Origin of the sequence: Caballeronia sp. LjRoot34 (assembly GCF_964253815.1) — a bacterium.
Lineage (GTDB): Bacteria > Pseudomonadota > Gammaproteobacteria > Burkholderiales > Burkholderiaceae > Caballeronia.
This window is the reverse complement of the sequence record NZ_CAXUSB020000001.1, coordinates 3,394,281-3,419,787: the sequence shown is the minus strand read 5'-3', so window position 1 is coordinate 3,419,787 and position 25,507 is coordinate 3,394,281. Positions and strand designations below refer to the sequence as shown.

Sequence of the window (25,507 nt, the reverse complement as noted above, 5' to 3'; positions counted from 1 at the left end):
CCGGGGCCTTTGGTTTGCACGTTCGAGGGCTGGAAATGACTATTTTTTAATATTTTTCCTTCCAGCAAACTTTTTTTTGGCACTCCAGCAAGCTTCTGCTCTGATTGTCGCCGATTTAAATCGGATCCCGTTCCCCGGTCTCACGCGCGTCACGCGCGCGCGACCGGGGTTTGAATGTGAATGTAGAGTGGCATTGAGACCAACCGACATCTGGACAACGTGACGGCGAGCCTGTCGGCGGATGTGCGCGACGGGCCGCTGGCGGGGGCGGTAAACACGTGGAGCGCGAACTGGACCTGCGGCCACGTCGGCTTTGATGACGGCTCGGCCCAGGCAGCCGATGCTCAGACGGCGGGTACCCAAGGCGGCTTCTCGAAGTGGAACCGCAACATGGTGCGGCTGCCGAGCCTGGGGGTATACGACGCGCTGTATCTGAGCGTGGCGGGGCAGTGGGCGAGCGCGAATCTGGATCCGTCGCAACAGATGATCGTGGGCGGTCCGAACGCGGTGCGCGCCTATGATGTCAGAGCGGTGTCGGGTAACTCGGGATATCTGTTCACTGCCGAATTGCGGCATACGTTCCGGGCGATGTGGTACGGGCAATGGCGGGCGATCGCCTTTATCGACAGCGAGCACGTGTCGGTCAATAAGGCGCGGTTTGCGGGGGGGGGCCCTATGTGCTTCGTCAAGCATTGGGGGCGGATTTCGGTTGGTAGAAGGTGCCGTCGCGCAGCGTGGCGAACAGCACGTCGCAGCGTCGTCTGGCAAGAGCGATGAGCGCCTGATTGTGGCGCTTTCCTTGCCGGACCTTGCGAGTGTAATAGGCCCTGGATACTGGATCCCGCAAGGCGGCGAAGGCGGAGAGGAAGAGCGCTCTCCTGAGCACCTTGTTGCCCCGTCTGGACGGGTGTTCGCCACGAATGGACGAACCTGAACGTCGGGTGACCGGGCGAGACCGAGGTAGGCGGCAAGATGGGCGGCTGAAGCGAAGGCTTTATGGGCGACTTCAGTGAGGAGTCGGGCGGCGGTCCTGACGCCGACTCCCGGCATGCTGGTCAGGACCGGCCAGAGAGGGTGAACTAGGCGTTCCACTTCGCTGGCAACCTCGTCGCGTTGCATACGTAAGGATGCGAGTTGCTTCGTCAGGCGAGGCATGACGATGGTTGCTGCCTGAGTCCCGGGTACGATCACGGCCTGTTCACTGAGTGCCTGAACGATTTCAGCCGCGAGGCTTCGGCCCATGCGCGGTGCGAGTTTGGTGAGGCGGTTGGCGAGGGTTTTCTCGCTGGTCGCGGCAAGTTCGGCGGGCGACGGGTATCGCTCAAGCAGATCGAGCACGGCCGCATGGTCGAGACGTGGCCCCAGAACCCGTTCCAACGCGGGATGGATCTGGGTGAGCAGGCCGCGAATGCGGTTGCTGGTCTGCGTGCTCTGCGCGGCGAGATCGTCATCGAAACCGCACAACATTGTGAGTTCGGCGAGCTGTTCGTCGGCCAGTCGAAGCGAGCGTAGCGTATGCGGCATCGAACGCGCAGCTTCTGCAATGATCGCGGCATCGCGGGCGTCTGTCTTGGCTTCGCCCGCATGCAGATCGGCAATACGGCGCATGGCCAGACCCAGCAGATAGGCAACCAGAACGCCCTCGTCACGTGCGACTGCTAGGGGCAGCGCGTCGATGGTGGCGGGCTGATCGACGACGAACAGAAGTTGGCCGTATGCCTTGTTCGGTGATGAGGGCACGCAGTTTGGTCTCGTCGTTGGGCAAAGTTTTGTTGAACAGGCGCTTTCCAGTGCGATCGAGGGCGACGGCATGGTGGTGACCTTTGCCGACATCGACGCCAATGAAGACATCGACCGAGTTATGTTGTTGGTTTTCTTGCATTGAAATTTATGCAGGTTGAGCGGTTTGGCCTGCAAATCGGTGGCAAGTCTCGGCATCCACGTTACGGACGGCCTCAAGATGTTCTGGCCGAGTCCCTATTAGCGATCACCAGCCACCCACCAGGCCCGGTGACAATACCCCCCCCGGATCATGGGCGACTGGGGGCGGGAATCATGCCGAGCCTGGCTGGCCAAAACCCCGATTATCGGGGAGTGAAGATAGCAACGGGGGCGCCAATATCGCCAATCTGAGCGGGGCGGGCATTGGCCCGAACTGGGCGAGACCGTACCAGTTGAATGCCAGCGCCTCGCTCGCCGCGCCGATCGGTGGCAGGCCTGAACTGGAAGGCAGCACGGCTTCCCCTCGTGTGTGGTTGCAGCTCAGCAAGGGGTTTAAACACCGAGGCAAACGTCCAGCGTGAAGTCTTTACCTGACTGAGCCTATCCGGAACTCTATGAGTCGACTCGATATCAATCCGTGATACATGAAAATCGACTACTGGAAGGGCAGCGTGAAATGCAATTGAAAAATGAAGCGACTGCCGTAAGCGTCCTCATGCTAGCTGCAGCGTGGCCGGCGTCACCGGTCTAGGCTGCTCCGAGCGATGTAGTCGTCAGTACAGGCCAGGCGTCGGTGACGCAGGCGGACCGCGGCGCTGGTAAGCATGCTGGGAGCACAAGATCGGGCACGTCTGGTAGCCAATCCCAGCCCCGTTGGAAAATGCCATACGTAGCGAGCTTGCTGACAAGTCCGTGCTGGCCGAAGCGAAGACCAAGGGCTGGGAGCGCAATCCACAGGTACAGGCATTGGTTGAACAGGCCCAGCGCGAAGCCGTTATCCGTAGCTACCTCGCCTCCGTGAGCGCACCCCGGCCAGCTATCCAGACGATCCCGGCGGCCTATGTAAAGCCGGTGCTCTCTTTTGTTGACGAAGAAATGAAGGTGCCGTGCCATTTTCTAGATTCCAAATAGCGGATACGCCCGTAGCGTGCCCTAAGGATATGCAGATTACTTCGTTGTGCTGTCGCGAGCCTTTCTGTAATTTTCTCCTGGGCAACCTCGTAACGAGGAACTTCTCATGCGCCTGAAGAAGCGCCTTGGCGAGATACGCCTCGCGCTTTCAACCCCTATAGGCGATCTCGACGCTTGCCGAACAACGAACCTTCAACTGTTAATCGAATGCGCATCAAACTATTCGCTGCCGCTATATTCGCCACGCTGCCTACGCTCCTATTTGCCAAACCGCTGATTGTGTGTACGGAGTCGAGCCCGGACGGCTTCGACGTCGTGCAATTCAATTCGCTCGTGACGACCAATGCATCGGCCGACGTGATCTTCAACACGCTCGTCTCCTACGATGAAGTCGCGAAGAAGGTGGTGCCCGCGCTTGCCGAGAAGTGGGACGTGAGTCCCGACGGCCTGACCTATACGTTCCATCTGCGTCCAAACGTCGCGTTCCAGACTACTGGCTACTTCAAGCCGTCGCGCAAGCTCACGGCCGACGACGTCGCCTTCTCGTTCGAGCGCATGCTCGACGCAAACAATCCGTGGCACAAGGTGGCAGGCGCGAGCGGCTTCCCGCATGCGCAGTCGATGGGCCTCGTGAAGCTGATCAAGTCCGTGGCGAAGACGAATGCCGATACCGTGACGTTCGTGCTCAACCAGCCGGACGCGACCTTCGTGCCGATCCTGACCATGGGATTCGCATCGATCTACTCCGCCGAATATGCCGACCAGTTGCTCAAGGCCGGCAAGCAGACCGACCTCAACAGCGCGCCGATCGGCACTGGTCCGTTCACGCTGAGGAGCTACACGAAGGATGCCGTGATCCGCTACGACATCAACCCGACGTACTGGGGCACGAAGCCCAAGGTGGACCGCCTGATCTATGCCATCACGCCAGACCCTTCGGTACGTGCGCAGAAGGTCAAGGCGGACGAATGCCAGATCGCGCTGTCGCCCAAGCCCCAGGATGTGACCGATGCAAAGGCCGACAAGAACCTGAAAGTGGAGCAAACACCCGCCTTCATGACCGCGTTCGTCGCGCTGAATACGCAGAAGAAGCCGCTCGACAATCCGAAGGTCCGCCAGGCGCTGAACATCGCCTTCGATCGCACGACGTACCTGAAGACGGTCTTCGACAACACTGCGACCCCGGCCGTCAATCCCTATCCGCCGAACACCTGGAGCTACGACAAGCAGGTGACGCCGTACCCGTACTCCGTCGAACGTGCGAAGAAGCTGCTTGCGGACGCCGGCTTTCCGAACGGTTTCGCGACCACCATCTGGGTGCGGCCGACCGGCAGCATCCTGAACCCGAACCCGCAGGTGGGCGCGGAACTCCTGCAGGCGGATCTCGCAAAGATCGGCGTGAAGGCGCAGGTGAAGGTGACAGAGTGGGGCGAGCTGATCAAGGAAGCGAAGCAGGGCCAGCACGACATGCTGTTCATGGGCTGGGCGGGTGACAACGGCGATCCGGATAACTACCTTTCGCCGCTTTTCAGTTGCAATGCGGTGAGTTCGGGCATCAACTTCGCGCGCTTCTGCGATCCGACGCTCGATCGCTTAATCAGCGAAGGCAAGGCCACGGCGGATGTATCCAAGCGCACCAAAGCCTACACCGAAGCCCAGCAGATGATCCACGACCAGGCGTTGTGGATTCCCCTCGGTTACCCGACCGCATCGGCCATCACGCGCACCAACGTCTCGGGGTACCGGGTGAGCCCGTTCGGGAGGCAGGACTTCTCGACAGTTTCCATACGTTAGTTGACGCGAGTCAAGGGCGGCCGTCTACGACTAAATTCGCCGTTTTTAATAGTCAAAAATCCATCAGCCGCAAAAGGAACACTGCATGAAACAAAAGACACTGGTGATCGCATCGCTAGCAACATTGGCTGCTAGCGGTGCATCCGCACAATCGAGCGTCACACTTTACGGAATCCTTGACTCGGGTGTTGCCTATGTGCACAACGCCCAAGGCAGCAACGGCCAGAATCAAAGTACTCTCTTTAAATTCAGCAGTGGCAATACCTTTGGGAGTCGCTGGGGAATCAAGGGAACTGAAGACCTCGGGGGCGGTCTTGCCGCGGTATTTCAGTTGGAAAATGGCTTCAACGTCGGTAACGGAACGATGGGCCAGGGTTCGCGCGAATTTGGCCGCAAGTCGGTCGTGGGACTATCCAGCAAGACGCTGGGAGCGGTCACCATTGGTCGGCAATACGACCCGGTAGTGGATCTGGTGCAGACCTATACCGAAGATGCATACTACGGCGGGACGTTCGCGTCTCCAGGCGACCTCGACAACTACGACAACAGCCTGCGCGTCAACAACTCCGTCAAATACGTCAGTCCCATTTTTGCGGGCTTGCAGGTCGAGGCACTATACGGTCTCGGCGGCGTCGCGGGAAGCACCGGCAATGGACAGACCTATAGCTTCGGCGCGGCCTACGCCAACGGTCCGTTAGGTCTTGCTGCGGCCTTTTTCCATGCGAACGGTGGCTCGACAGCGACGAATGGTGTTCGCACGTGGACCAGCAGCTCCGACACGCTGTTCAATACGGTGATCAACCAGGGCTTCTCATCGGCGAAGTCGATCCAGATCGTTCGTGTCGGTGGCCAATACGTCTTCGGGCCGGTCACAGCGGGCGCAGCGTATAGCAATACGCAATACGCTCGCGACGCCTTATCCGCGTTTTCTGAGACTGCGAAATTCAACAGCGGCTCAGTGTTTCTTAACTACCAACTCACCCCGGCTCTGCGTTTCGGCGGCGGTTATAACTATACGAAGCTGAGCGGGCAGACCTCGGCGAAATATAACCAGTTCAACCTAGGGTCCGACTACGCGCTATCCAAGCGCACCACGCTGTATGTGCTCGCTGCCTATCAAAAGGCCAGCGGCACGACGCTCGGCAGTGATGGACAGGTGGTGCAGGCGGAAGCCTCCATCGGTTCGTACGGCGTGAATTCCGGAACTAATTCTCAAGCGCTTGCGATCGTCGGGATTCGACACAAGTTCTAACCCGGGTGGCAGTCATCCAACGCGTACTACCCCATGATGGCGGTTGACTGTATCCACAACGAGACCCCCGGTCCGGGCGGGACCACTGAAAACAATCGGCATGAGCACGGCGACGCACGGCCCGATGCTCTCGGTTTCTGCTCGTTCCTCCGGAGGTTTGTGTCAGTTGCCAGGCCATGGGCCGTGTTGTTCGAGGTCCCGGCCCCGATCGTCGAATCGAGCGGGGCCGGCGATCTCAACCGCACGGCAGGGCATTCTCATCGCGATCGCGATGAGAATTTTGTTTAGAACACAAGGCCCGTCCAGAAACTGCCGCCATCGCACGGTTGGTTACATCCACAACCGATGATGGCGTGTCTCAACCATCTGCGCAATCCGATAGTTTCAGGAACATGGCAGAGCGGTTAGCCAGAGCGCCGTGCGCTGAGGCCTATTCTCTCACTCAATTGCTCGCGTCTTGACGCCGCGGACCGAAGAACGGCGTTGGCGTGGTGTGTGTTCAGGCCGCGAAAAAAAACCGCTGCAAGACAGCAGGCTAGCGCTCGGTTGGATGATAGAGTTTTTCACGAATCAAGGTACCGCTCAAAGGCCAACAAAGGAATTCGTTGCAGCGAGTTCGAGGCACACCGTCGTCCAACGGCAAATCGCGGTTATCGCGAGACGCGCCCGGGCCGGGACCGGGCGTGGGTCGAACTCGTCAGCCTGCCCGAGCCACACAACCAAAACGAAGGCGTCGTCCACCCAGATGATTTGCCTTCGGCAAACGCAAACTCGGCGATATCGAGTTGCCGGAGGGTAATCTTGAGCGTCGTTGGTTTCGGCTAATGGCGCCTCGCCCGACAGATGAGCATCAGACCCCGCGCGAACAACATGTCGGGCGGAAGGCCCCCACCCATAAACATCTCGAAACGCAGGCCTTTCGCCATTTTAAATTTGACGCTTCAGACATGACAGCTCGTAGCGTGTGCAGGGTGACCCATTTTGTCGCTGGCAATGATTGTCTCGTTAAACTAGTTTAGAGGCAATAGTGAGCGCGTAGCGGTCGCACCAGGTCGGAGGGGACGCATAAGGACGGCCCCCTTGTGGGGCACGAGACGGTTATCGCGCCCAGGGTTGGCACGGTGTCTTCGCACTGTGGCACGGGATTCACGGCAACGGCGAGGGAAGCGGTGCTTACCAAGGTGACCGGGCCAATTCGCACCTACTTGTTGACTTCCCCTGAGTGCATAACTCAACGGCGATAATGCAGCGTGCGACCCGTCTTCTCAAAGCGGCGCGATGCGAGAATGCGATTGTGGACTCTTTGGCCCAATATAATTTGCACTCCATATCGTTCAGACCGGAACCTACCTTGCGACTGACCGCGCCAATCAACTTGTTTGAACGAAGCCAACTTAGATGATTTCATTACACGAGGTCATTAATCTTATAAAAGATAATCAAATGAGGTGAGTTTGAATAAATTTATATATAAATATTATAAGCAATCCTCGGTGGAAAATCCTTGAACAAATCATGCCAAATTGGGTTCTAGTCGCTTTAAAGCCTGTCCTGACAATGGTTTCAGCAAATCGAGTCCAAAGCAAGCTCTTTGTCGCATTAGCGACATGCCTCGCACACATCGCTCGTAGATCCGTTTATTGTCCCATTCGCTTTACCAATGCCAACACATCTCCGTCCACCGTTCGCATGGCCGCGGAGGATAGTTTTGTCATTCATAATTTTTCTTAAAGTCGGGGATTAAATTGAACAAGAAAATTCTAGCCGCCGCTGTCCTTACTTCCGTTGCCGGCGCGACGCATGCGCAGAGCAGCGTCACGCTGTACGGCTTGATCGATGCCGGCGTCAGCTATGTGAACCACACGAAGAACGCATCGGGGGGCAGCAGCAAGGCGTTCTCGTATGGTGACGGGGTCGCGTCGGGCAGCCGTTGGGGCCTGCGCGGCACCGAGGATCTCGGCGGTGGCCTGAAGGCTATCTTCGTGCTCGAAAGCGGCTTCAACAGCGGCACCGGCACGCTGGGCCAGGGCGGTGCGGAGTTCGGCCGTCAGGCGTTCGTTGGCCTCACGAAGGACGGCGTTGGCTCAGTGACGTTGGGCCGTCAATATTCGTTCAGCACCGATATCCTCGGCGCGCAGTACTCCACCGGCGCCAACACCGTCGCGGGCAACTATGCGTTTCACGTGAACGACGTCGATCAACTCACGTCGAGTCGCATCAACAACGCGGTCAAGTTCGCCAGCGCGAGTTTCTCCGGCTTCACCTTTGGCGGCCTGTACGGCTTCTCAAACCAGGCGGGCGAGTTCGCCGGCTCGTCCGCTACCGGCGCGACCGCTCCGGGTTCGTCGCGTACCTACAGCTTCGGCGCGAACTACGCGTATGGCCCGTTCAGCATCGGCGCCGCGTACACGGACATCACCTTCCCTGGATCGGCAGCGCCGACGTTCTCGACCGCCCTCGCCAACATCACGACCGGAACGGGCCGTGACCTGCGTACGTTCGGTGCCGGCGGTCGATATGCGTTCGGCCCGGCCACACTATGGGCATTATGGACCAACACGCGCTTCGAGCCGATCGCGGGTGCGTCGACGCTGTACAACGCTTACGAAGTGGGCGGAAAGTACGCCATCACGTCAGCGTTGGCTGGCGGTCTCGGCTACACGTATTCGCGTGCGTCTGGAGCGTTCAGCGCGCACTGGAACCAAGTCAACAGTTCGGTCGACTACTCGCTCAGCAAACGCACCGACGTCTACCTGTTAGGAATCTACCAGCAGGCATCGGGCAAGCTGCCGAATGGCACGGACGTCCAGGCGCAGATCGGCAGCTCCGCTTCGAGCTTCTTTCAGCCTTCCGGTACAGGCGCGGACAACCAGGTCGCCGTGCGCATCGGGATCCGTCACAAGTTCTAACCGAGCGGCGCTTGGCGCGCAGCACGCTTTGAGGGATTCGCTGCGCGTCAACGCTGATACCCTTGCTGGATGCTCGCAAGGGTATCTCAGATTCATCCAGCACGTGAGCTGGCTACTTCGGCAGTGGGGTATCGGCACGGGACATTGTCAGACCAAAGCGTATTGGGCGCCCGGCAAGACCGGGCTGGACCGACGTGAGACTAGTCGGATTCCGAAGGAATTTGCATTACTGATGCATGGCGCATAGTTACCTGTCCTGGATGCAAGTCAACGGATCGACGCGCCGGGTAACAACCCTGAAATTTCGGAGGGAGTAGCGAACAGGATCGATTCACTCAGCAGCGATCAGGTCTGCGCCTGGAGCATTGATCGTCTCCGACAATGCAGATTCGAGCCCGGTATACTTGGCGCGCGTCCGATCGCCCACGCACGGTTACATGTCAGTCCCGTTCGCGGGCGATGTCGACCTATCCCCGCGGATTGGCTGAGCTCAACTTCCACGCAATCGAACATCGTGATCGCAGTGGCGACCCAATAGCCGTTGCCAGAAATTCAGGCGATGGTTGCTATCCTAGCGCGCCGGCTCTGAAGCTCGGTTTCCCGATCCGGTTCGTGCCACCGCAGCCAGTCGACAACATCGTGCAGCCATGCTCAGGCGTGCTGGTTGCCGAGGGTTCTCGGCAAATTATCCTGCCCATGCCGGCATCGGGGCTCCAGTGCTGACTGTGCTCATGCCGCCATCGACCCGCCATGCACTTACGGCGGCACGCGCGGGGTAATCTACCTCCGCCGCTTGCGGAGATGGTCTTGCCGACCGCGCGCGATATGGTATCCGGCTATGGCGAGTGGGATACCCAGCGCCACCCACCATACCCCGAGCCCAAGGCCGTTCCCGAGCAGCGCGGCGGCCAGTCCAATGAGCGTCGAGGCGGCGAGCAGTGTTGGCATCGACCAGACACGATGCGATTTTTCCATAGCGGTCATGTCTGGGTTCTGTTGGCGTTGTGTTTCAGTTGACTGTGCAGATCGTCAGTGATCTGTGCAGCACGCCATACGCGCGCGATGTTTTGCGAACCACAGAAAGAGACCGCTCCCGAGCACAGCGATGGTCGCGATGTCGAACAGTGGCCAGATAAGCTTGAACGGCCATCCGCCATAGTCGCCGAAATGCAGCGGCCTGGATGCTTCGAGCGACACCAGATACCACGGCTGCTTGCCGACGGCGCTCACCTGCAGCGTGCGGGCATCGAGTAGTACAGGTACGAGTAGCCGAGACGTAAGCGGCGTGTCGCCGCGCATGAAAAGTCGGTTGTGCAGGAGCGTAGGCCAGAGCATTCCGCTCGCTTGCCAGGATTGGGCTCAAACCAGGGCAGCTTATCGATTCTATTCAACGATCGCGTGAGCGAGCATAATATTTCGAGGGGACACATTGAGGCAACATGCGCTCGCTTCCAGGCTACGGAAGGTCCGATTTTGGTGCTGCAGCATACGACGGAGTTTTCATATCAACGAGCTCAGCCAGAGTCGATCGGCGCAACAATCGGCAAGATGCCTCACAGGAAACAGGTGAGCGGCAATCCGCCGGTGCGTGCCGTATGCGGCAGCCTGATGCATTCAAGCCGCGCCGTCACACCTGAGGGTTTGTCATTGGGACTGGCGGCCATCACGTTCTGGACCCGCAAAAAGTTCAAGGGATGTAACGCGCTAAAAAAGGCAACCAATCCAACATGCGTGCCGATCGAAGAGAAAGAGAGCTTTCGGTGGCTGCGTAATCTACAGCAGTCGACAGTTCGCTGCAACGATCCAGATCGTTGCATTCATGTCGGCGACCGCGAGAGCGACATCTACGAATTATTCTGAGAAGTGGCGTAGCCGCCGTAAGCGACGAGCCACCGGCAGCGCTGATTCGGCGGGAATAGGATGGTCGACTGCAGCTAAAGAGCAGTTCGCCAATGTCTGGAACCCACATCATCGATCGACAGGTTCATCTCTACATGACCAAGCGCAAAGACCATACGCAGGAAGTTGCCGTCGCGAAAGCCAGTATGAGCATACGCACGGCGCAGCGGGTCAGGAAAGTCTCGGAGCGGCCCTCGCAGAAGCCAGAACGTAAATGGCGGACGTGGACAAACCCATTCGCCGATGTTTGGGATAGCAGGCACGGCCCGCACTGCCGGCAGGATGGCTAGCACGCTTGCGGCCAGCAATACCAAGCATCGACGAAACCGTGACATAACGGTGCAACTCGTCTGGCGCGGTTATTTTCTGTTAGGACGTGGCAATCTCGTCCGGATCGGCTTCACCCTCACGTGCGGCGCGCGCTTGGATTTAACCTCAGTGCTTCCCAGCAAACTGGTGTTCACCATCTGCATAGCCTGCAGTTGCCGACGTGCCTCAGCGAGCTGGATTGCTCGCTGAGCTGCTCCTGCCGCAAGACCGTGAGTTCTTGCGCTGCCTGCGTCTGAAGGGCCGTCGACTTTTCGCTTTGTTCCTGAGCGTGGTCGAAGTCTGCTTGCGCCTGCGCCTGGCAAGCCTGCGCATCCGCAATCATCCGTTTGACCTTGGCCGTGTGAGCGTCAAGTCCGGGCCGTTGCCGGCTCGCCTCAGACAAACGTAACCTGCGCTGACCGAAATAGGCATAGACGGTCTCAGTACTTTTGGCATCCGAAGTCACTACGACGCGCCGATAGGCATCGTGCTGCACAAGGGCGGCATAGTACGTCAGGCCATCGCCATAAAAGAGCAACCGGGACCGGTAATCAGTTGCCGAGGAGGACCGCAGTTCGGTAGTTTTGCCTTGCTCACTTCAACGCCGTCAGTGTCGCGACGTTGCTGCCCTGCTTGGCATCGCTCGGCTCAGCGCTGCCTGCGGGTGCTGCGTTTGGTATGGCCGAGACCGGGGGGTATGGCCGAGACTGGGATAGTCGACGTGGATTTGGACTGCCCTGCATAGGAAGCCTGCGCGTGCGCCAGTTGTATCCCGGCCGGTGTGGTCAGGACGATCGAAGCGATCAGTCGAACCCATATGTGATGTATATGCCATATATAAGCCGAAGAAAAAGTCGATTTAGTTCGAGCGCGAACGGGAGACTTCGGCCCATGTAATTGACTCGCGATGCACGTCGCTACTGACCCGATGTCCGCTCACTCCACTGGAAGGTCGGACGTGTGACCACGCGCGGGGCACGATGGTCAAGGGGGGGGCATCAGCCCGTTATCGCGATAGCTGCCAACCGCAGCGCGGCTGCGCGCGAGACGCCGGGAGATCTACCTGAGAAACGGCAACAGGAGGGGCAACCCCTTTGCGTAAATGTATAAGCCTTTTGTTGAAAGGAAAAATATCTTATGAATTTCCCGTTTTGAACAGAAGACATGGGTTGCCGTCGACCAGTGCGTCGGTCATTCAGGTTGCTCTGCCCGGGCAACGGCTCGATCGGATGCTTAGCTTTCCGAATTGGAAAAGCGCCGAGCATTCATTTTGTAACGCACCGAGCGGCCCAAAAAATAGGGGCGCGTCAGTTGCGAGGGGGGAAGTATCGAACCCTGCTTCGAAAGCGCGACCTGATCCTGCAACGAGCCGCGGCTTCATAAACATGCGTCCGGTCACTATTCACGCGAAAAAACCTTTCCTGAAAACGACAAAACCTTGCGCCCTTGTGCAACCGCTCCCCGCTTGACTCCCATGGCGGTCGGCAATCCGCAAAAATGGCGGCTATGCTGCAATCTCCCGCCCTACCCAAGAAGAGACGATTACGCATCCTTGTCGTCGACGACAATCATGACGATCGTTCGCTGCTGACGCATCTCCTGAGTCAGCTGGGTCATCGCGTCTATATCGCGGGCGACGGTCATGACGGATATGGCAAGGCCCAGGCGCTTCTGCCGGACCTCATCCTGATGGATATCAGCATGCCAGTCTGCGATGGGCTTGTCGCTTGCCGCTTGCTCAAAGCAAGTCCTCTGACGCGTCCAATTCCGCTGATGTTCCTCACTGCAGCTGCCTTGCCGCGCGAGCGAGTCGAAGGGCTGGCGGCAGGGGCTATCGATTACGTCACTAAGCCGTTTGATTTCGAAGAAGTGCGCTTGCGGTTAAGCATTCACATTAGGGACAATGTCGACGATTTGCCTCTCGTTAGTGATGGCTTTACCGCCGATGCCAGTACATTCGACGCCGTACTGTTTCGCGCGACTAGCAGGTTACTGCTCGAACGGCTCGGCGAAACACCGGACCTGACGGCGCTCGCGCAGAGCGTAGGGACAAATACGCGCCGCCTGAATTTGGCATTCAGGCGTTGCGTCGGCGTAACAGTGTTCGATTACCTGCGAGAAGAACGCATGAAGAATGCACGCAGACTAGTATGCGAGACGACGCTTGACTTCCAGGTAATTGGGAAGTCTCTTGGCTATGGCGGGGGGGCTAACTTCTCCACGGCTTTTCGAGAACGTTTCGGCCTGTCACCCAGCGCCCTGCGACGAGTCTCGTCTCGAACTTTTTAGGTCATCGACCGGTTACCGGTATAGTGGCAAAGGGCATATTATATTTACGCCAACAAAGGCTGATTGGTTCAGTGAAGATGCGACTACTCAATCGGATCACTAGCCGAACGAATGGCCTTCGTGGGCGAAAACCCACCGGGAGCGTCGATTCGAACGCCGAAGGGAAGGACAACAATGCATGTTTCGCACCGCGGCCTTCGGTTAAACCAGTCCCGGGCCCCTCCCATGTACACGATGCCGCTGCGATAGCTGAGACAAACGCAGCACACTGGCCCCTTCAACGTGAATGCATTTTGGTAATGTAGCAACCCATTGGATATCCTTTACATAAGTCAGGAATTTTGCGGATAAGTGATCTATGCTTGAGCGAGTGTGATTGACAAGGGCGCTAATAAAGGGGCGGTCGGAGCCGCCGTGGCAGCCACTGATAGGCCGCTGGTAGGCCGCTGGGCAATGCGCCGGACAACATCGTGACCAGCGCTCAGCCGTTGCCGTTGCCAAAGAGCATGCAGGCGCCAGCCTGCTCGCCAACATCCTGGTCAACACCTATGTCGATCATCTGCCGTTGAATCGCCAGGAGATGTGCTACGCGCGGCACGGCGTGTATTTGTCGCGAGCCACGCTGTGCGAGTGGAAACCAGCATCGGCCGAGCTGCTCTCGGTACTGCTGCCCGGGTTGCGCGCCCACCAGTTGAAGGCCCCGCGCATGCACGTAGATGACACGACGCTGTCTTTGCTCGAGCGAGGTCACCCTTCAGCGCGTACAGCACGATTATGGGGCTATCTTGGCGCGGGCCAGCGAAAATGAAAGTGGCGTCTGGATCGGTCACCCGCCAGCGATCGTGTCCAGTTCGCCTAGTCGCGTGATGGAGCTCATCTGCTGCTGTAGCTGAACGAATACAGAGGCTATTTGCAGGCCGACGCGGATAGCGGACATGCTGCGCTTCACGAGGAAGGCGATATTATCGAGGTCGGATGCTGGGCTCATTGTCGCCGACGGTTCTTCGAGATTGCCAAGGCTCAGAAGGACCCGGGGCTCGCGGCGCACGCGCTGCAGTGGATGGCCAAATTTTATGCAATTGAATCGCGGGTTAAAGACCGAACGCCGGACCTCAAACTTGCGGCCCGGCAAACGGAGGCGTTACCCGTGCTTGCGCAGTTTCGTCGATGGCTAGAGGCAAACAGCATTGGTTTGCTCCCGCAAGCCCCGCTCGCCAAAGCATTGGGTTATGCGTTGGGACATTGGGAGGCGCTTGTCCTATACACAGAGAACGGCGTCCGGTTGCCGGACAACAATACGCTTGAAAGACAAATCAGGCCCATTGCCCTCGGAAGGTCGAACTGGCGGTTCGCGGGTTCTCCACCGGGGGGCTCGTGCAGCAGCAACGATGTATTCCCTCATCGGGACGGCTCGCCTTAACGGTATCGAGCTCTATGCGTGGCTCGAACGGACGCCTGAACAATTGCCGTCGTATCCCCTCAATCGCGTGCACGAACTGTTGCCGCTCGCCCGTTAAAACATCTCTAAACATGGACATTCTCGACTCGCTTCGGCAGGCACCCAGTGCCGAGCTTTATCGCCTCTACCTTGCGATCGGCAAAATGCTTGATGACCCTCGACGCATTTTAGAAATACGTCAGCGCCTGCATCTCGGTATGGCCGTCAACTATATTGGCGACAACCCACTTGGTCCGCCGGCGCACGGCACCATAGTCGAACTGCGTCAGACCCAGGTGGTGGTTCAGGACAGCGTAACTCGACGCCGTTGGGGCGTGCTCTATGCAGCGATCATCCCCGAAACATCCAGTGGTCAGCCTCACGTCGAACCGACACTGCCCCTGAGAACGCAGCGCGAAGAATTCTTCATCGGCGACACAGTTGGCTTCACCGACAAACACTTAAGCGAACGCGTCGGAATCGTCGTCAGGCTAAACGCCAAGACAGCATCTATCGCCGTCAATGACACCGAGGGTCACTGGCGTGTTTCCTATGCCTTACTGCGAAAAATCGTCGACATCTAGTCGCCCAAACGCCCAACGGGTTCGGCTGCTTGAAATTACCCACATCTCCGTGGTTTTCTGTTATCTATCAGGATTACATATCGATAAGATGAAAAATCGGATCAACCCTAAAGCGGTACATTAGGCAGACAAAGTGGCGACAGCGGATGGTGGAGAGTGGATGGACCGCGAGGTCGCGGGTAGCAATTTTCAGGACGGCCGACTCGCCGCACGATTTCGGACATTACTCGAGCGATTGTGGAGGAGCGTAGGCCAGAGCATTCCGCTCGCTTGCCAGGATTGGGCCCAAACCAACGCAGCTTATCGATTTCTATCCAACGATCGCGTGAGCGAGCACGATATTTTGAGCGGCCACTTTGAGGCAACGTGCGCTCGCTTCCACGCAACGGAAGGTCCGATTTTGGTGCTGCAGGATACGACGGAGTTTTCATACCAACGCGACCAGCCGGAGTCGATCGGCGCAATCGGCAAGATGCCTTACAGGAAACAGGTGAGCGGCAATCCACCGGTGCGTACTGCATGCGGCATCCTGATGCATTCAAGCCCCGCTGTCACGCCTGAGGGTTTGCCATTGGGACTAGCAGCCATTACATTCTGGAATCGCAAAAAATTCATGGGGTGTAACGCACTGAAAAAGGCAATCAATCCAACACGCGTGCCGATTGAAGAAAAGGAGAGCTTTCGGTGGCTGCGTAATCTACAGCAGTCGACAGTTCGCTTCAGCGATCCAGATCGTTGCATTCATGTCGGCGATCGCGAGAGCGACATCTACGAATTATTCTGTATGGCAAAGGAGTTGGGAACTCACTTTCTCGTGAGAACCTGTCAGGATCGGTTGGCCGGCGACGGCGAGCACACCATGAGTGATGAAGTGTCCACAGTGCAGGTCAAAGGGCTACATCGCGTAGCGACCCGAGACGCGAAAGGCCATTCGTCGCACGCACTTCTCGAGATTAAATATTGTCAGGTCACGGTCTTGCCTCCGATCGGTAAGCGAAGCCGCTATCCAGCGCTGCAAGTGACGGTGACTCATGCTACGGAACGAGGTGAACCGACAGATAGGAAACCGATCAAATGGAAGTTGATCATGGATTTGCCAGTGCACTCCCGTCGCGACGCTATCGAAAAACTCGACTGGTACGCAATGCGCTGGAAAATCGAGACGTTTCGCAAAATTCTGAAGTCTGGATGCAAGGCCGAAGAGTCGAGGCTGCGCTCGGCCGACCGGCTGGCCAACCTGATTTCTGTGTTTTTGTATCCTTAACTGGCGGATATTTTGGTTGACCATGATCAATCGATACGCTCCCGATGCACCCTCTGAAGTTGCGCTGACGCAGGCTGCGGTAGAACTGCTCGACCAGGTGATCAAGGACACGGCCCGAACGGCCCATGCGCCACCGTTATCGCGCAGTCTTATCAAGCTCGCACAGCTCGGGGGTTACCTCGCCCGCGCCAGCGATCCGCCTGCTGGCAACACCGTCATCCGGCGTGGATTACGTCGTCTCATCGATATTCAGTTGGGCTTTGAACTTAAAAGAAGTGGGTAATTGCAAGGTTCCGCTGACGGATAAGTTGAAAAACATCTTCACCGCGTTCGCTTCGAGCAAGCGCAGCTTCAAGATGGAATCGTCGTTCACGTTTGTCGCTCGTTGGCAGATGCGACTATCGTTCAGCGATCACTCATGGAATCAGCGGCGAAAAGGCTGGTTGATTTGAGTGTCTTTCGGCGTATGCCTTTGGGTTGCCCGAAAGAAAGCATGGTAGTAACCGGTTTGTAGGCTTTATTCGCGTAAGCCTGAGGCCTGGTCAGGTTCCGATTTGTGAAATCCACACGGATAAAGGCGCGCCGGCACTGCGGAACGCGACGACCAGGAGCGCCTTCAATGCATTGAAGGCACTTTCCCGCACAGCTCACGAAAATCGCATAGCTTTCAAGGTTGGCTGCGCACGCAAATCCCGTTATGCATTTGCTATATTTGGCTTAACTTCTCGCCTTTTTAAGCAGATGCGAGTTGTCCGCACCGTCAAAGCCTACCTGAGTCAATTTGTGGCTATTGCGGCGCCATGTGGCAATGCACCGTATGAGACGCATCGATTGGCGTCTTTGCTCGAAGTCGCCGCAATTTGCCGCTAGGGTGGCTAACGAATGCGGACCTGCGAAAATGGAAGGCGAAGCTGCGCGCGGCGCTCGAACCGCTGGCCGAAGCAAAAGTCCGTAGCGGCGGATGCAATTTGTGCGAAGCGCGCAACAAGGGTTACAAGGGGCTCGCCGGCGAGCTCGGGATCGATCAGCCCAAATGCTTCTTGCACAGCCTCGATCTGAAACAATCAAGGCTGCAGTCGAGATCATCGAGCGATATCATGTCAACCGGCAAACGCCGTCCCGTCAGAAAATACAATGTCTACATGGCAACGGGTAGACCTAACCCTTAATCCTTGCATGGTATGCTCTCGCCCCTTTCGACTCTCCCCGCAGGCACAGCTGGCGCAGTCAAACAAGGCCCGTCTTCTGCCCATGCCTCGGGCTACGGCTGTTGAACTTGCACTCGCAGCCCATCTATCGTTAAAGGCACTTAGCACCGGTGACGGTGTGCTCGATCTTGCCACGCACCTGCGCGATATCATCGTCCATTCCTATTTCCTCGGCCGAAACGGGCATGGTCACGTCAGTGCCGAAGATTTTGCGGCGCTCATGACCATCATGGCGGCATTATTCGAAAAAGGCATGAGCACAGGCCAGTGGAAACTCGAGGCTGATGGCTATGATCGGTGTGCTGCTATTGTGTCACTGCATGATTGGCAACTCCATAGCGTGCCCATGTCAGCACTTTCCGCGGCAAGCGATCAAGTCGAGCGTTACCTGCATAGCGCACTGCGCGGTCCCCAAGACGCAAGCCGGTAGCAACAATCCCTCGAGAATGAACCGGCCGAGCACCCGTAGAACCCCTGAACCGGGCGAGTTATCACTCACTTGGAACGGTTGGTGTCGGTTCGATATCTGGCCCTAGCGGAAATTGCCCTTTCGGCCAATTCGAGGCTCTAGCCAGAATGGATTGAGACGTTCGGAATTACTCCGCGCAGCGGCTTTCGCTGGAATTTATTTCGGTAATGTCGCTGGAACCGGAACGGATTACTCATTTTTCCATCTTTGAGACGCACGGTATAGTGATTTGTACACTCACGCTATATTTCGCGATTTCACATCGATCAGCTCGGCAAATCAACATGGCGCTTGCAGCATCTTGGGGGTGAGGTGCGTGGTCTCGAACGAACAAAGCAGTCAGCAGTATAAAAGGCATCAAAAAAGCAAATCGCGATCCTAGTCTATAAGAATAGTTCTTCCTTGGATGCCGGGCTGCTTATCGAGATTTTCAATCTCGCCAATTGTGCCGCAAACACACTATGGGTTCGGACGCAATGCGCCAATTCCATCGGGATCAACACCGGTGCGCTTGATGGTCCATCATCGTCAGGATTTGATGCACTGTTCATTGCGGGAGGAGAGGGAGCGACGGTTGCGGCAAGCGACGGTCGGACGATAGATTGGCTCAAGCGCATTTTTCGGACAGCGAGGATAGTCCAAGCCAGTGGGAACGGCCCGTTCCTGCTTGAGGCCACCAGCTTGCCCGATACGCAGGGCATGATCATTCCGATGCTGTCGCCTGGCAACGATCCGGTAATGAAGGTCAACGCGGGTTCGCCGGTCGTTACCGCTTTTTCGCTCATCAAAACCGATTTCGACTACCAGATTGCAGAGCGTTTGATGCCCTTTTCAGGTCGCCGACTTGAGCCACTAATCGGCGATCTGCCCAACACCAACGTTGCCGTCACGATCAAAGAAGCCACGCTCTGGATCGAAGAACATTGTTTCCGCCCGATCACGATCGACGATATGGCCCAGAGCGTATCGATGGTCGAGCGCACATTTCTTCCCCATTTCAAGGCCGAGACCGGCATGCCGCCGTCCGAGTATTTGTGGCGTACCCACCTGAACACGGCGCGCAGATTGCTAACCACCACGACTTTGCCTATAGATTTAGTCGCTTAGCGGTTGCGGCATGAAGAGCAGCGAAATTCCTGAGATTCTTCCCTTCATTGAGATGCACGGAATAGGAAATTTCCAAATATTAGTTAAACGTATCAAATAATTATCTAATACATTAAAAATATGAACTTTGCAGTTGCAACATCCTGGGCTGGTTCGAGGTGCATTGTTTCAACGGAACAAGGCACTTGGCGGCATACATGCCCGACAAAGAAGCGGATCGCGATTTTGGTCTATGAGAACTGTTCTTTCGTGGATATAGGATTGGTCCTCGGGGCGTTCGATCTCGCCAATTCGGCTGCGGTCACCACGCGAGGTGAGGATCCACATTATTCGGTATCGTTGCTTTCCCGCGAAGGTGGGCGCGTGCAATGCTCCAATTCGATCGGTATGGACACCCGTTCGCTTGATGGCTCGTCACCGTCCGGCTACGACGCGCTTTTCATTGCCGGGGGACAAGGAGCGTCTATTGCTGCTAAAGACAGCCGGACGGCGGACTGGCTCAAGTGCGCATTTCAAACAGTGCCGATCGCGCAAGCCGCCGGTAGCGGCGCGCTCCTGCTCAAAGGCGCCAACTTGCCCAACGCCCGCGGCACGATCATTCCGATACGACCAACCGGCAGGCAGCTAAGCCCGACTCCCGGCAACACACTGGTGATCGACATCAACGCGGCTTCGCCCCTCATTACCGCCCTGTCGCTCATCAAGGACGATTTCGATTATGAAACCGCCGAAAGCATCGCAGAGCGTCTGATGCCCTTTTCGGGCCGTTGGATCGAGCCGCTTCTTGGCGATACGCCCAGCACCAACATTGCATCCACCATCAAGGAAGCGACACGCTGGATTGAAGAGCATTGCGCCCGCCCGATCACGGTCGATGACATAGCTCAGAGCGTCTCAATGAGCAAGCGCACCTTCCTTCGGCATTTCAAGGCCGAGACCGGCATGCCGCCGTCCGAATATCTGTTGCGCACCCGCCTGGATATCGCGTGCAGGCTGTTGATCACTACGACCTTGCCTATCGATAAAGTCGCGCGGCGCTGCGGACTGTGCAGCGGTGTGCGTCTGGCGAAGATATTCAAACGCAGCTTGGGAATTTCCGCCAGCAATTATCGCAACGGTGCGTGTGCAGCTTTGGCAATACCCGAGCACCCGGAGTACAACCCAGGTACAAAGCCACCAGGCGGTGCGTGGCATTTGAGGAAGTCAACGAAGCGCTTTCAACCCAAACCTGTTCTGCGTGCGGTTCGCGTAGCGGGCCGAAAGGACTGAAAAGGTCTGAGAATAAGGGCGTGGACATGCAGCGCGTTCAGGTCGGTACACGATCGCGATACGAACGCTGCGCGGAACGTTCTCCGATGTCGCTAGAAGTAGGAACCCCCGGGGTTTAGCCCGAGGACGAAGTCAAGATTCCACGTTGAAGTCTTAAAGGCCAGTTCAAAAAGAGCCCGGAGGGGCTGTTTGCTTTTCCACGAAACGGTTAACCTTGGATGCCTGAACAACGGACCAAGGAATGCCGGCACCTATCATCGATGACGAACTGTGGGCACTGATCGAACCGCTGCTTCCAGCGCCCGACGCGAGCGATACCCTGGACGGCTGCCGGTCCCGGACCGTGCAGCACTCAATGGCATCTGCTCGTGCTGAAGACAGGGATGCGATGGAACCATCTGCCGACTCGGTTGGGCTTCGGCTCTGGAGCGACTTGCTGGCGTCGGTTGCACGACTGGCAGCAGGCCGGGGTGTCGGACAAGCTGCACGGGCTGCTGCTCGACAAGCTGCGCGAGTCTGGCCTGCTCGATTTCTCATATGCGGCTGTTGATTCATCGTCCGTGCGAGCCGTTGGGGCGGGCCAAAAACTGTGCCAAACCCCACCGATCGCGCACGACCAGGGCCAAACACCATATCCTCGTAGACGGGAACGGCGTTCCTGTCAGCGTGATCGTGACCGGCGCGAACCGTAACGATGTCACGCAGTTGCTGCCGCTGGTCGACGCTATCCCTCCGATTCGCGGCACTCGTGGCCGACCGCTTCGCAAGCCCAAGCTCATCTACGCCGACCGTGGCTACGACTCCGATTCGCATCGCCGCCGACTTCGCGAACGCGGCATCAGACCGGTCATCGCCCGGCGCCGCGCCGAACACGGCAGCGGCCTCGGCAAATTCCGTTGGGTCGTCGACCGGACTCATTCTTGGCTCCATGGTTTGCGTCGTCTTCGCATTCGCTTCGAACGCCGGTCTGACATTCACGAAGCATTTCTCAAACTAGCCTGCTCACTCGTCTGCTGGAACGTCTTCCTCCGAACTGAGCGGCCTTTTTGAACTGGCCTTTTACAGATAAACCCCGAAAAGTACTGGCGCGTCGAATATTTTTCCTTGCTTCAAAGGTTTGGCGCATTCCATCAAAAGGATGGTGAGCTTCGACCCGCGTATCTCGTGTAGATTCGTTATCGTTACAGGGTCGCTGCAAGGTGGTCGGCAAGCGACAGTGCGACAGTGCGGGATTGACGAGGTGCGCCGGATTCCGGTCACGACAAAGCCGCACATTGGAAATTGCGCAGCGCGCCAAATGGCCGCATCGCTTACCGTTTTTGCGACGCCGAGTTTTTGAACCGGTGGTTGTGGACCGGGCGTTGCGATGCGCGCACCTTGACCATGGCCGGCAGCCAAGACACTCGCATGCAGGAAACGACCTCTGCCTTTCCGAAGCATATACATGACAGACAAACCACATGAGATCGGATTGCTCGTACCCGTCTTGATTGCCCCAGCGGCATGTGTTCACCCGGCGACGCGCAGAGCGCCGCTGCGACACCCGAGGCGAGCGTGGTAAAGAGTCCTCTTAACGAGACGACGAGCAGTGCCGCGGTAGGCGCTGCGACTACTGGCGGCAATGTTGCCACGCTCACCGCGTTAAGCAGGCAAGGCAGGGTCACCGAACTGCGGTCATCATCGGTGGCGAACTACCAGGCGCAGTCGCTGTTTTACGGCGACGGGTTGACCTATTATATTGCGCTCCTGCAGCACGACGCCTACTGGCTCGTCGTTGCGACGGCTGAAGCAGAACGTGCAAATGCCGTCTATGCTGATTTCCTTCGGCGCACGCTGCGACTGTCGTTGGCGGACCAGACTCGCACGGAACTCGAGGCAAATACGGCCATGATCCAGCGGATCATGGCCGAAACAAAGGCTCGCCAGGCTCAAGCCCAGGCGGACTTCGATGTCGCGCAGGCCCAAAGCGAACAGTCGGCCGCGTTTCAATCACACATGATGCAGGAGGTCACGACGCTGCAGCAGGAGGAGGAGTTCAGCGCGCTAGCCCAATTGACTGACGCACGTCGGCATTTGGCGGCGATGCGGTTGGTCAATGCCAGCTTCCTCGGAATTAAGGCCGACCCGAAAGGCAAGCGGTCGCCGCATATCAAGGCAGGTCTGGCTCAGATGAAAGCCTTGCATCCAAAGAAGAATGCATCGATAAGATGAGTTGGAACTTGACGGCACAGCGGCGGCGACGATTGATTGGGACTCTGACCTTCAACGCGCTCGTTCTGCAGGGCTGGGCTGTGCCGGCCCTGGCCAGCGAGTTCGAACATCATAGCGACCTCGTTAGGCACTTCGTGCTCGAGGACAATGCTTACCCCGTGGTGGCGGACTGTGCCGCTCACGCCGCGTTTGTGATCAGGACGACGCACAAATTCGATCATGTCGAATTTCCTGCCGGTTCGTTCGATTCCGTTCACTCGTCCGTCATCCCATGGACCGGGCTGTTTGATTCGCGCGATCAGCGGGTCATGGTCGATGAAGTGGTGACCGTGGTTGGACTTGCCATGCCCAGGCATGCTGCGGCTGCGCTTGACACGCTGATATTCCGGTGCGGCTACCGGTATAGCGGCGGCGACACGCTGCTATACGCGTTCAGCTGGAGCCGCTCGCCGCCGCCACAACAGATGCGGACCGAGCGCATTCAAGGAAATGCCGAAAAATGAGAAATCCGTACCTGGGCATAGCACCGTACCGCGCGAAAGCGCGTGCATGGCCCCCGTTCTTGCGGCGCATCGCCTTTTTTGTAGGAAACCAATTCAATGAAAAAAGCGGTACTCGCGGACGCGGTCGGTGGAGTCGTTCTGACTGTGTTCGTCACGGCCGTGTTGACCATGCTGCACGCGCAGGTGGGCGGTAATCACGGCATCGTCAATTTTTTGGGCAGCGCGGAGCTGCCCATTGTCGCTTCCGTACTGATGCTGGATTCGCTGCGTGAGGCGATCGGGTCCATCTACGAAGGCGAGCATCGCCAGAACATTTTCGTGGCGGGCATCGTGCTATTTGTCGTCGCGCTGCTGCTCGCATCGAAAGGGGTTGATATCGAAGTCGCCCGTCACCATGCGCTCGAAGACGCGGTACTCAATGCGAGCGCACAAACGGCGATGTCGGCGCTCGAGCATCAAGCGTGGCTGCGCGGCGCCGAAAAAACGCTGCCTCTGCCCGCATGGTTAGTGCCGGCCAACGTGGTGGTTTGGATCGCGGCGATTGCCGTCTCTATCTGGAACCGCGTCCTTGCTATCGATGAAAAAGCGCGCTCCATCTCGCGCGAAAACGTCCAAGCGTTCGTGCGTTTGCTCGACGAGAGCCACTGCGGCGACACGGTCATTACCGCGCTACTCGCAGACGAACGGCAAGCGCGTGCCGAACTCGAAAACGAACTGGCTGAAGGCGGCCACCCGAATTTGAAAGCACGACGCGCATCGAAGGAGCGGCATGCACGGGCCCTCGATGCGCTGCAATTGTGCCTGCGTCGCAGCATGGCCTCGCACGAAACTGGTGAACCTGCCGTCAATCCTTCAGCGGCGACCTCTCTTGCGAGTGTGTCCAAATGATCCAACTCACGCTACTCCTGCTCGGGCCGCGCTATGCCGCTCGACACTTGTCCAAGTTGCTCGCGTTCGGCGCGGCGTGGTTCGCCATCGGCACCTTCGTCGTGATCGATGCGCTCGACGGCGCGCTTTGGTTTCCGCTGCGGACCTTCGGCTTGCTGCTGCTTTGCGAAGGCCTCGCTGCAATCGTGCTCGCGAAAAGCGGCTTGTCCTTGCAGACGAAGTTCCGATACGCGAAAGGCGCTATCGGCGTGTTGATTGGCATTCTCGTGATCGTGCGGCATAGCTACTCAGACTTTTTGCTGGCCATGCTGTTCGGCGTGGGATTCGCGCTTGAGGGCGGACTGCTCATTGCGGCGGCGTGGATGGTTCGCTACCGGAACTGGCGTTCGACGATCGTGCTCGGCGTGATGAGCATCGCGCTCGCGGTCGTCTTTTTCCAACCGTATCCCACGCATTATCGCGGTACCGTGCCTTACTGCATCGGCATGTGGCTGGCCGTAAGCGGCTGCCGCATGGTCTGGCTGTACTTGCGCTTGCGCAAGTCGACGGTCGTGCAAACTTCTGCGGACCCGACCGATGAATCCGAGACGTCGCCGATGATCGTTCACGTCTGGACGCCCGTTGGCTCGTCCAGAGGCGAAGCGGTACGCCGGCCGGTGATCGACCGCTATATCGCCGCGGTGGACGTCCATGGTGTCATCTCTACGGGTCATGCCGCGCTTGAAGCGGGCGGATTGTATTTGAGCTTGTATCCGGCCGTTGAAATCGACCGGTCGCCGGATGAGTTTGCCCGTCTCCTGCGCGCCGACGCATCCAACGATGTGCGCGGGCGCTATCTGCCGAGCTATCCGGAAGAGGCCGCGAGCTGGTGCGAGTCCACGATGAAAATCGCATTTCGCCGCTATAACCCGCAGCGCCTGCAGGCCTTCGTCGCTGAGTACAAAGCAACGGAAATCTATAACCTCACCAACCGCAACTGTTCGAGCACGGTGGCCGAGGCCATCGATGTCGCCCTGGAAGGCACCGAGTTTCGCAGGGGCGACTGGGCCGATGCGTTACGCCTCATGGCGATGCCCGAGATGTGGGTTGCTGCGCAGCTGCGCCACCGTGCGCACACGATGGCCTGGACACCAGGTCTCGCGCTCGACTACGCTCGAGCCCTACGCGTGGTGACGGACCCGCCAGCAGTCGGCTGGCTCGCGCTCGCGGCCCTGGCGCTACGGCAATCACGCCGTGCGCGCGATACTCGCCGCGTGTGAGC

General features: G+C 57.9%; 22 protein-coding genes and 5 pseudogenes. 23 read left to right on the top strand and 4 right to left on the bottom strand.

Annotated elements, in window-relative coordinates:
- Positions 1-219 precede the first annotated feature (219 nt).
- Positions 220-777 (top strand): ShlB/FhaC/HecB family hemolysin secretion/activation protein, encoded by a 558-nt coding sequence (locus tag ACSQ36_RS15305; RefSeq protein WP_436182518.1) that lies wholly within the window; start codon positions 220-222, stop codon positions 775-777.
- On the opposite strand, the pseudogene ACSQ36_RS15300 reads toward ACSQ36_RS15305, so the two are convergent.
- A pseudogene (locus ACSQ36_RS15300) lies at positions 686-1,938 on the bottom strand (IS110 family transposase). The gene ACSQ36_RS15305 and the pseudogene ACSQ36_RS15300 overlap by 92 nt on opposite strands.
- A gap of 657 nt (positions 1,939-2,595) precedes the next feature.
- Between ACSQ36_RS15300 and ACSQ36_RS15295 the strand changes: the two are divergent.
- The 4 genes from ACSQ36_RS15295 (at position 2,596) to ACSQ36_RS15280 (ending at position 8,808) form a co-directional block, all read left to right on the top strand.
- Positions 2,596-2,853 (top strand): hypothetical protein, encoded by a 258-nt coding sequence (locus ACSQ36_RS15295; RefSeq protein WP_436182517.1) that lies wholly within the window; start codon positions 2,596-2,598, stop codon positions 2,851-2,853.
- 207 nt (positions 2,854-3,060) lie between these two features.
- Entirely contained in the window at positions 3,061-4,647 is a 1,587-nt protein-coding gene (locus ACSQ36_RS15290) for an ABC transporter substrate-binding protein (protein WP_436182516.1), read from the top strand.
- Between the two features lie 85 nt (positions 4,648-4,732).
- Positions 4,733-5,899 (top strand): porin, encoded by a 1,167-nt coding sequence (locus ACSQ36_RS15285; RefSeq protein ID WP_436182515.1) that lies wholly within the window; start codon positions 4,733-4,735, stop codon positions 5,897-5,899.
- A gap of 1,745 nt (positions 5,900-7,644) precedes the next feature.
- Complete coding sequence (locus tag ACSQ36_RS15280; RefSeq protein ID WP_436182514.1) at positions 7,645-8,808, top strand: porin; 1,164 nt, start codon at positions 7,645-7,647, stop codon at positions 8,806-8,808.
- 780 nt (positions 8,809-9,588) lie between these two features.
- On the opposite strand, the gene ACSQ36_RS15275 is transcribed toward ACSQ36_RS15280, so the two are convergent.
- The gene (locus ACSQ36_RS15275; protein WP_436182513.1) at positions 9,589-9,792 is read right to left on the bottom strand and encodes a hypothetical protein; all 204 of its coding nucleotides are present in this window, start codon (positions 9,790-9,792) and stop codon (positions 9,589-9,591) included.
- Between the two features lie 45 nt (positions 9,793-9,837).
- Positions 9,838-10,143, bottom strand: a complete 306-nt coding sequence (locus ACSQ36_RS15270; protein WP_436182512.1) for a PepSY domain-containing protein — start codon at positions 10,141-10,143, stop codon at positions 9,838-9,840.
- Here ACSQ36_RS15270 and ACSQ36_RS15265 point away from each other — a divergent pair.
- Both ACSQ36_RS15265 and ACSQ36_RS15260 read left to right on the top strand, forming a co-directional pair.
- Positions 10,106-10,210 carry an IS4/Tn5 family transposase DNA-binding protein gene (locus ACSQ36_RS15265; RefSeq protein ID WP_436182511.1) on the top strand — a complete coding sequence of 35 codons (105 nt, stop codon included), beginning with the start codon at positions 10,106-10,108 and terminating at the stop codon, positions 10,208-10,210. The genes ACSQ36_RS15270 and ACSQ36_RS15265 overlap by 38 nt on opposite strands.
- A 164-nt stretch (positions 10,211-10,374) precedes the next feature.
- Positions 10,375-10,668 carry a hypothetical protein gene (locus ACSQ36_RS15260; protein ID WP_436182510.1) on the top strand — a complete coding sequence of 98 codons (294 nt, stop codon included), beginning with the start codon at positions 10,375-10,377 and terminating at the stop codon, positions 10,666-10,668.
- A gap of 499 nt (positions 10,669-11,167) precedes the next feature.
- On the opposite strand, the gene ACSQ36_RS15255 is transcribed toward ACSQ36_RS15260, so the two are convergent.
- Positions 11,168-11,554 (bottom strand): DUF2968 domain-containing protein, encoded by a 387-nt coding sequence (locus ACSQ36_RS15255; RefSeq protein ID WP_436182509.1) that lies wholly within the window; start codon positions 11,552-11,554, stop codon positions 11,168-11,170.
- Between the two features lie 968 nt (positions 11,555-12,522).
- On the opposite strand from ACSQ36_RS15255, the gene ACSQ36_RS15250 reads away from it, so the two are divergent.
- From ACSQ36_RS15250 to ACSQ36_RS15175, 16 genes and pseudogenes are all read left to right on the top strand, one after another.
- Positions 12,523-13,305: a response regulator transcription factor gene (locus ACSQ36_RS15250; RefSeq protein ID WP_436182508.1), complete on the top strand. Its 783-nt coding sequence runs from the start codon at positions 12,523-12,525 to the stop codon at positions 13,303-13,305.
- Between the two features lie 565 nt (positions 13,306-13,870).
- Positions 13,871-14,725 (top strand): annotated as a pseudogene (tnpC, locus tag ACSQ36_RS15245) (IS66 family transposase).
- Positions 14,694-14,822 carry a transposase domain-containing protein gene (locus ACSQ36_RS15240; protein WP_436182507.1) on the top strand — a complete coding sequence of 43 codons (129 nt, stop codon included), beginning with the start codon at positions 14,694-14,696 and terminating at the stop codon, positions 14,820-14,822. The pseudogene tnpC and the gene ACSQ36_RS15240 overlap by 32 nt, the downstream one beginning before the upstream one ends.
- Before the next feature lie 13 nt (positions 14,823-14,835).
- On the top strand, positions 14,836-15,327 hold the full coding sequence (locus tag ACSQ36_RS15235) for a hypothetical protein (RefSeq protein ID WP_436182506.1): 492 nt from the start codon (positions 14,836-14,838) through the stop codon (positions 15,325-15,327).
- A 160-nt stretch (positions 15,328-15,487) separates the two neighbouring features.
- Positions 15,488-16,591 (top strand): IS4 family transposase, encoded by a 1,104-nt coding sequence (locus tag ACSQ36_RS15230; protein ID WP_436182505.1) that lies wholly within the window; start codon positions 15,488-15,490, stop codon positions 16,589-16,591.
- A 16-nt stretch (positions 16,592-16,607) separates the two neighbouring features.
- Positions 16,608-16,874: a hypothetical protein gene (locus ACSQ36_RS15225; RefSeq protein ID WP_436182504.1), complete on the top strand. Its 267-nt coding sequence runs from the start codon at positions 16,608-16,610 to the stop codon at positions 16,872-16,874.
- Positions 16,875-17,451: 577 nt separating this feature from the next.
- A complete protein-coding gene (locus ACSQ36_RS15220; protein WP_436182503.1) occupies positions 17,452-17,760 on the top strand; it encodes a hypothetical protein in 309 nt (102 codons plus the stop codon).
- A 157-nt stretch (positions 17,761-17,917) separates the two neighbouring features.
- Positions 17,918-18,229: a hypothetical protein gene (locus ACSQ36_RS15215; RefSeq protein WP_436182502.1), complete on the top strand. Its 312-nt coding sequence runs from the start codon at positions 17,918-17,920 to the stop codon at positions 18,227-18,229.
- Positions 18,230-18,670: 441 nt separating this feature from the next.
- Complete coding sequence (locus ACSQ36_RS15210; protein ID WP_436182501.1) at positions 18,671-19,375, top strand: hypothetical protein; 705 nt, start codon at positions 18,671-18,673, stop codon at positions 19,373-19,375.
- Positions 19,376-19,495: 120 nt separating this feature from the next.
- Positions 19,496-20,479: pseudogene (locus ACSQ36_RS15205) on the top strand (GlxA family transcriptional regulator); the annotation flags it as partial.
- A gap of 59 nt (positions 20,480-20,538) precedes the next feature.
- Positions 20,539-20,740 (top strand): annotated as a pseudogene (locus ACSQ36_RS15200) (zinc ribbon domain-containing protein); the annotation flags it as partial.
- A gap of 145 nt (positions 20,741-20,885) precedes the next feature.
- Positions 20,886-21,694, top strand: a pseudogene (locus tag ACSQ36_RS15195) (IS5 family transposase).
- Between the two features lie 453 nt (positions 21,695-22,147).
- On the top strand, positions 22,148-22,855 hold the full coding sequence (locus tag ACSQ36_RS15190; protein ID WP_436182500.1) for a DUF2968 domain-containing protein: 708 nt from the start codon (positions 22,148-22,150) through the stop codon (positions 22,853-22,855).
- A 32-nt stretch (positions 22,856-22,887) separates the two neighbouring features.
- A complete protein-coding gene (locus ACSQ36_RS15185; protein WP_436182499.1) occupies positions 22,888-23,358 on the top strand; it encodes a BspC domain-containing protein in 471 nt (156 codons plus the stop codon).
- A 96-nt stretch (positions 23,359-23,454) separates the two neighbouring features.
- Positions 23,455-24,246: a hypothetical protein gene (locus tag ACSQ36_RS15180; protein WP_436182498.1), complete on the top strand. Its 792-nt coding sequence runs from the start codon at positions 23,455-23,457 to the stop codon at positions 24,244-24,246.
- Positions 24,243-25,505, top strand: a complete 1,263-nt coding sequence (locus tag ACSQ36_RS15175; RefSeq protein ID WP_436182497.1) for an HdeD family acid-resistance protein — start codon at positions 24,243-24,245, stop codon at positions 25,503-25,505. Before ACSQ36_RS15180 ends, ACSQ36_RS15175 begins: the two co-directional genes overlap by 4 nt.
- Positions 25,506-25,507: the final 2 nt, after the last annotated feature.

Coding starts and splice junctions, on each gene's coding strand:
- ACSQ36_RS15290 (WP_436182516.1), top strand. CDS start 3,061: ATGCGCATCAAACTATTCGCTGCCGCTATATTCGCCACGCTGCCTACG.
- ACSQ36_RS15285 (WP_436182515.1), top strand. CDS start 4,733: ATGAAACAAAAGACACTGGTGATCGCATCGCTAGCAACATTGGCTGCT.
- ACSQ36_RS15275 (WP_436182513.1), bottom strand. CDS start 9,792: ATGACCGCTATGGAAAAATCGCATCGTGTCTGGTCGATGCCAACACTG.
- ACSQ36_RS15265 (WP_436182511.1), top strand. CDS start 10,106: ATGAAAAGTCGGTTGTGCAGGAGCGTAGGCCAGAGCATTCCGCTCGCT.
- ACSQ36_RS15270 (WP_436182512.1), bottom strand. CDS start 10,143: ATGCTCTGGCCTACGCTCCTGCACAACCGACTTTTCATGCGCGGCGAC.
- ACSQ36_RS15250 (WP_436182508.1), top strand. CDS start 12,523: ATGCTGCAATCTCCCGCCCTACCCAAGAAGAGACGATTACGCATCCTT.
- ACSQ36_RS15240 (WP_436182507.1), top strand. CDS start 14,694: ATGTATTCCCTCATCGGGACGGCTCGCCTTAACGGTATCGAGCTCTAT.
- ACSQ36_RS15235 (WP_436182506.1), top strand. CDS start 14,836: ATGGACATTCTCGACTCGCTTCGGCAGGCACCCAGTGCCGAGCTTTAT.
- ACSQ36_RS15230 (WP_436182505.1), top strand. CDS start 15,488: ATGGACCGCGAGGTCGCGGGTAGCAATTTTCAGGACGGCCGACTCGCC.
- ACSQ36_RS15190 (WP_436182500.1), top strand. CDS start 22,148: ATGTGTTCACCCGGCGACGCGCAGAGCGCCGCTGCGACACCCGAGGCG.
- ACSQ36_RS15180 (WP_436182498.1), top strand. CDS start 23,455: ATGAAAAAAGCGGTACTCGCGGACGCGGTCGGTGGAGTCGTTCTGACT.
- ACSQ36_RS15175 (WP_436182497.1), top strand. CDS start 24,243: ATGATCCAACTCACGCTACTCCTGCTCGGGCCGCGCTATGCCGCTCGA.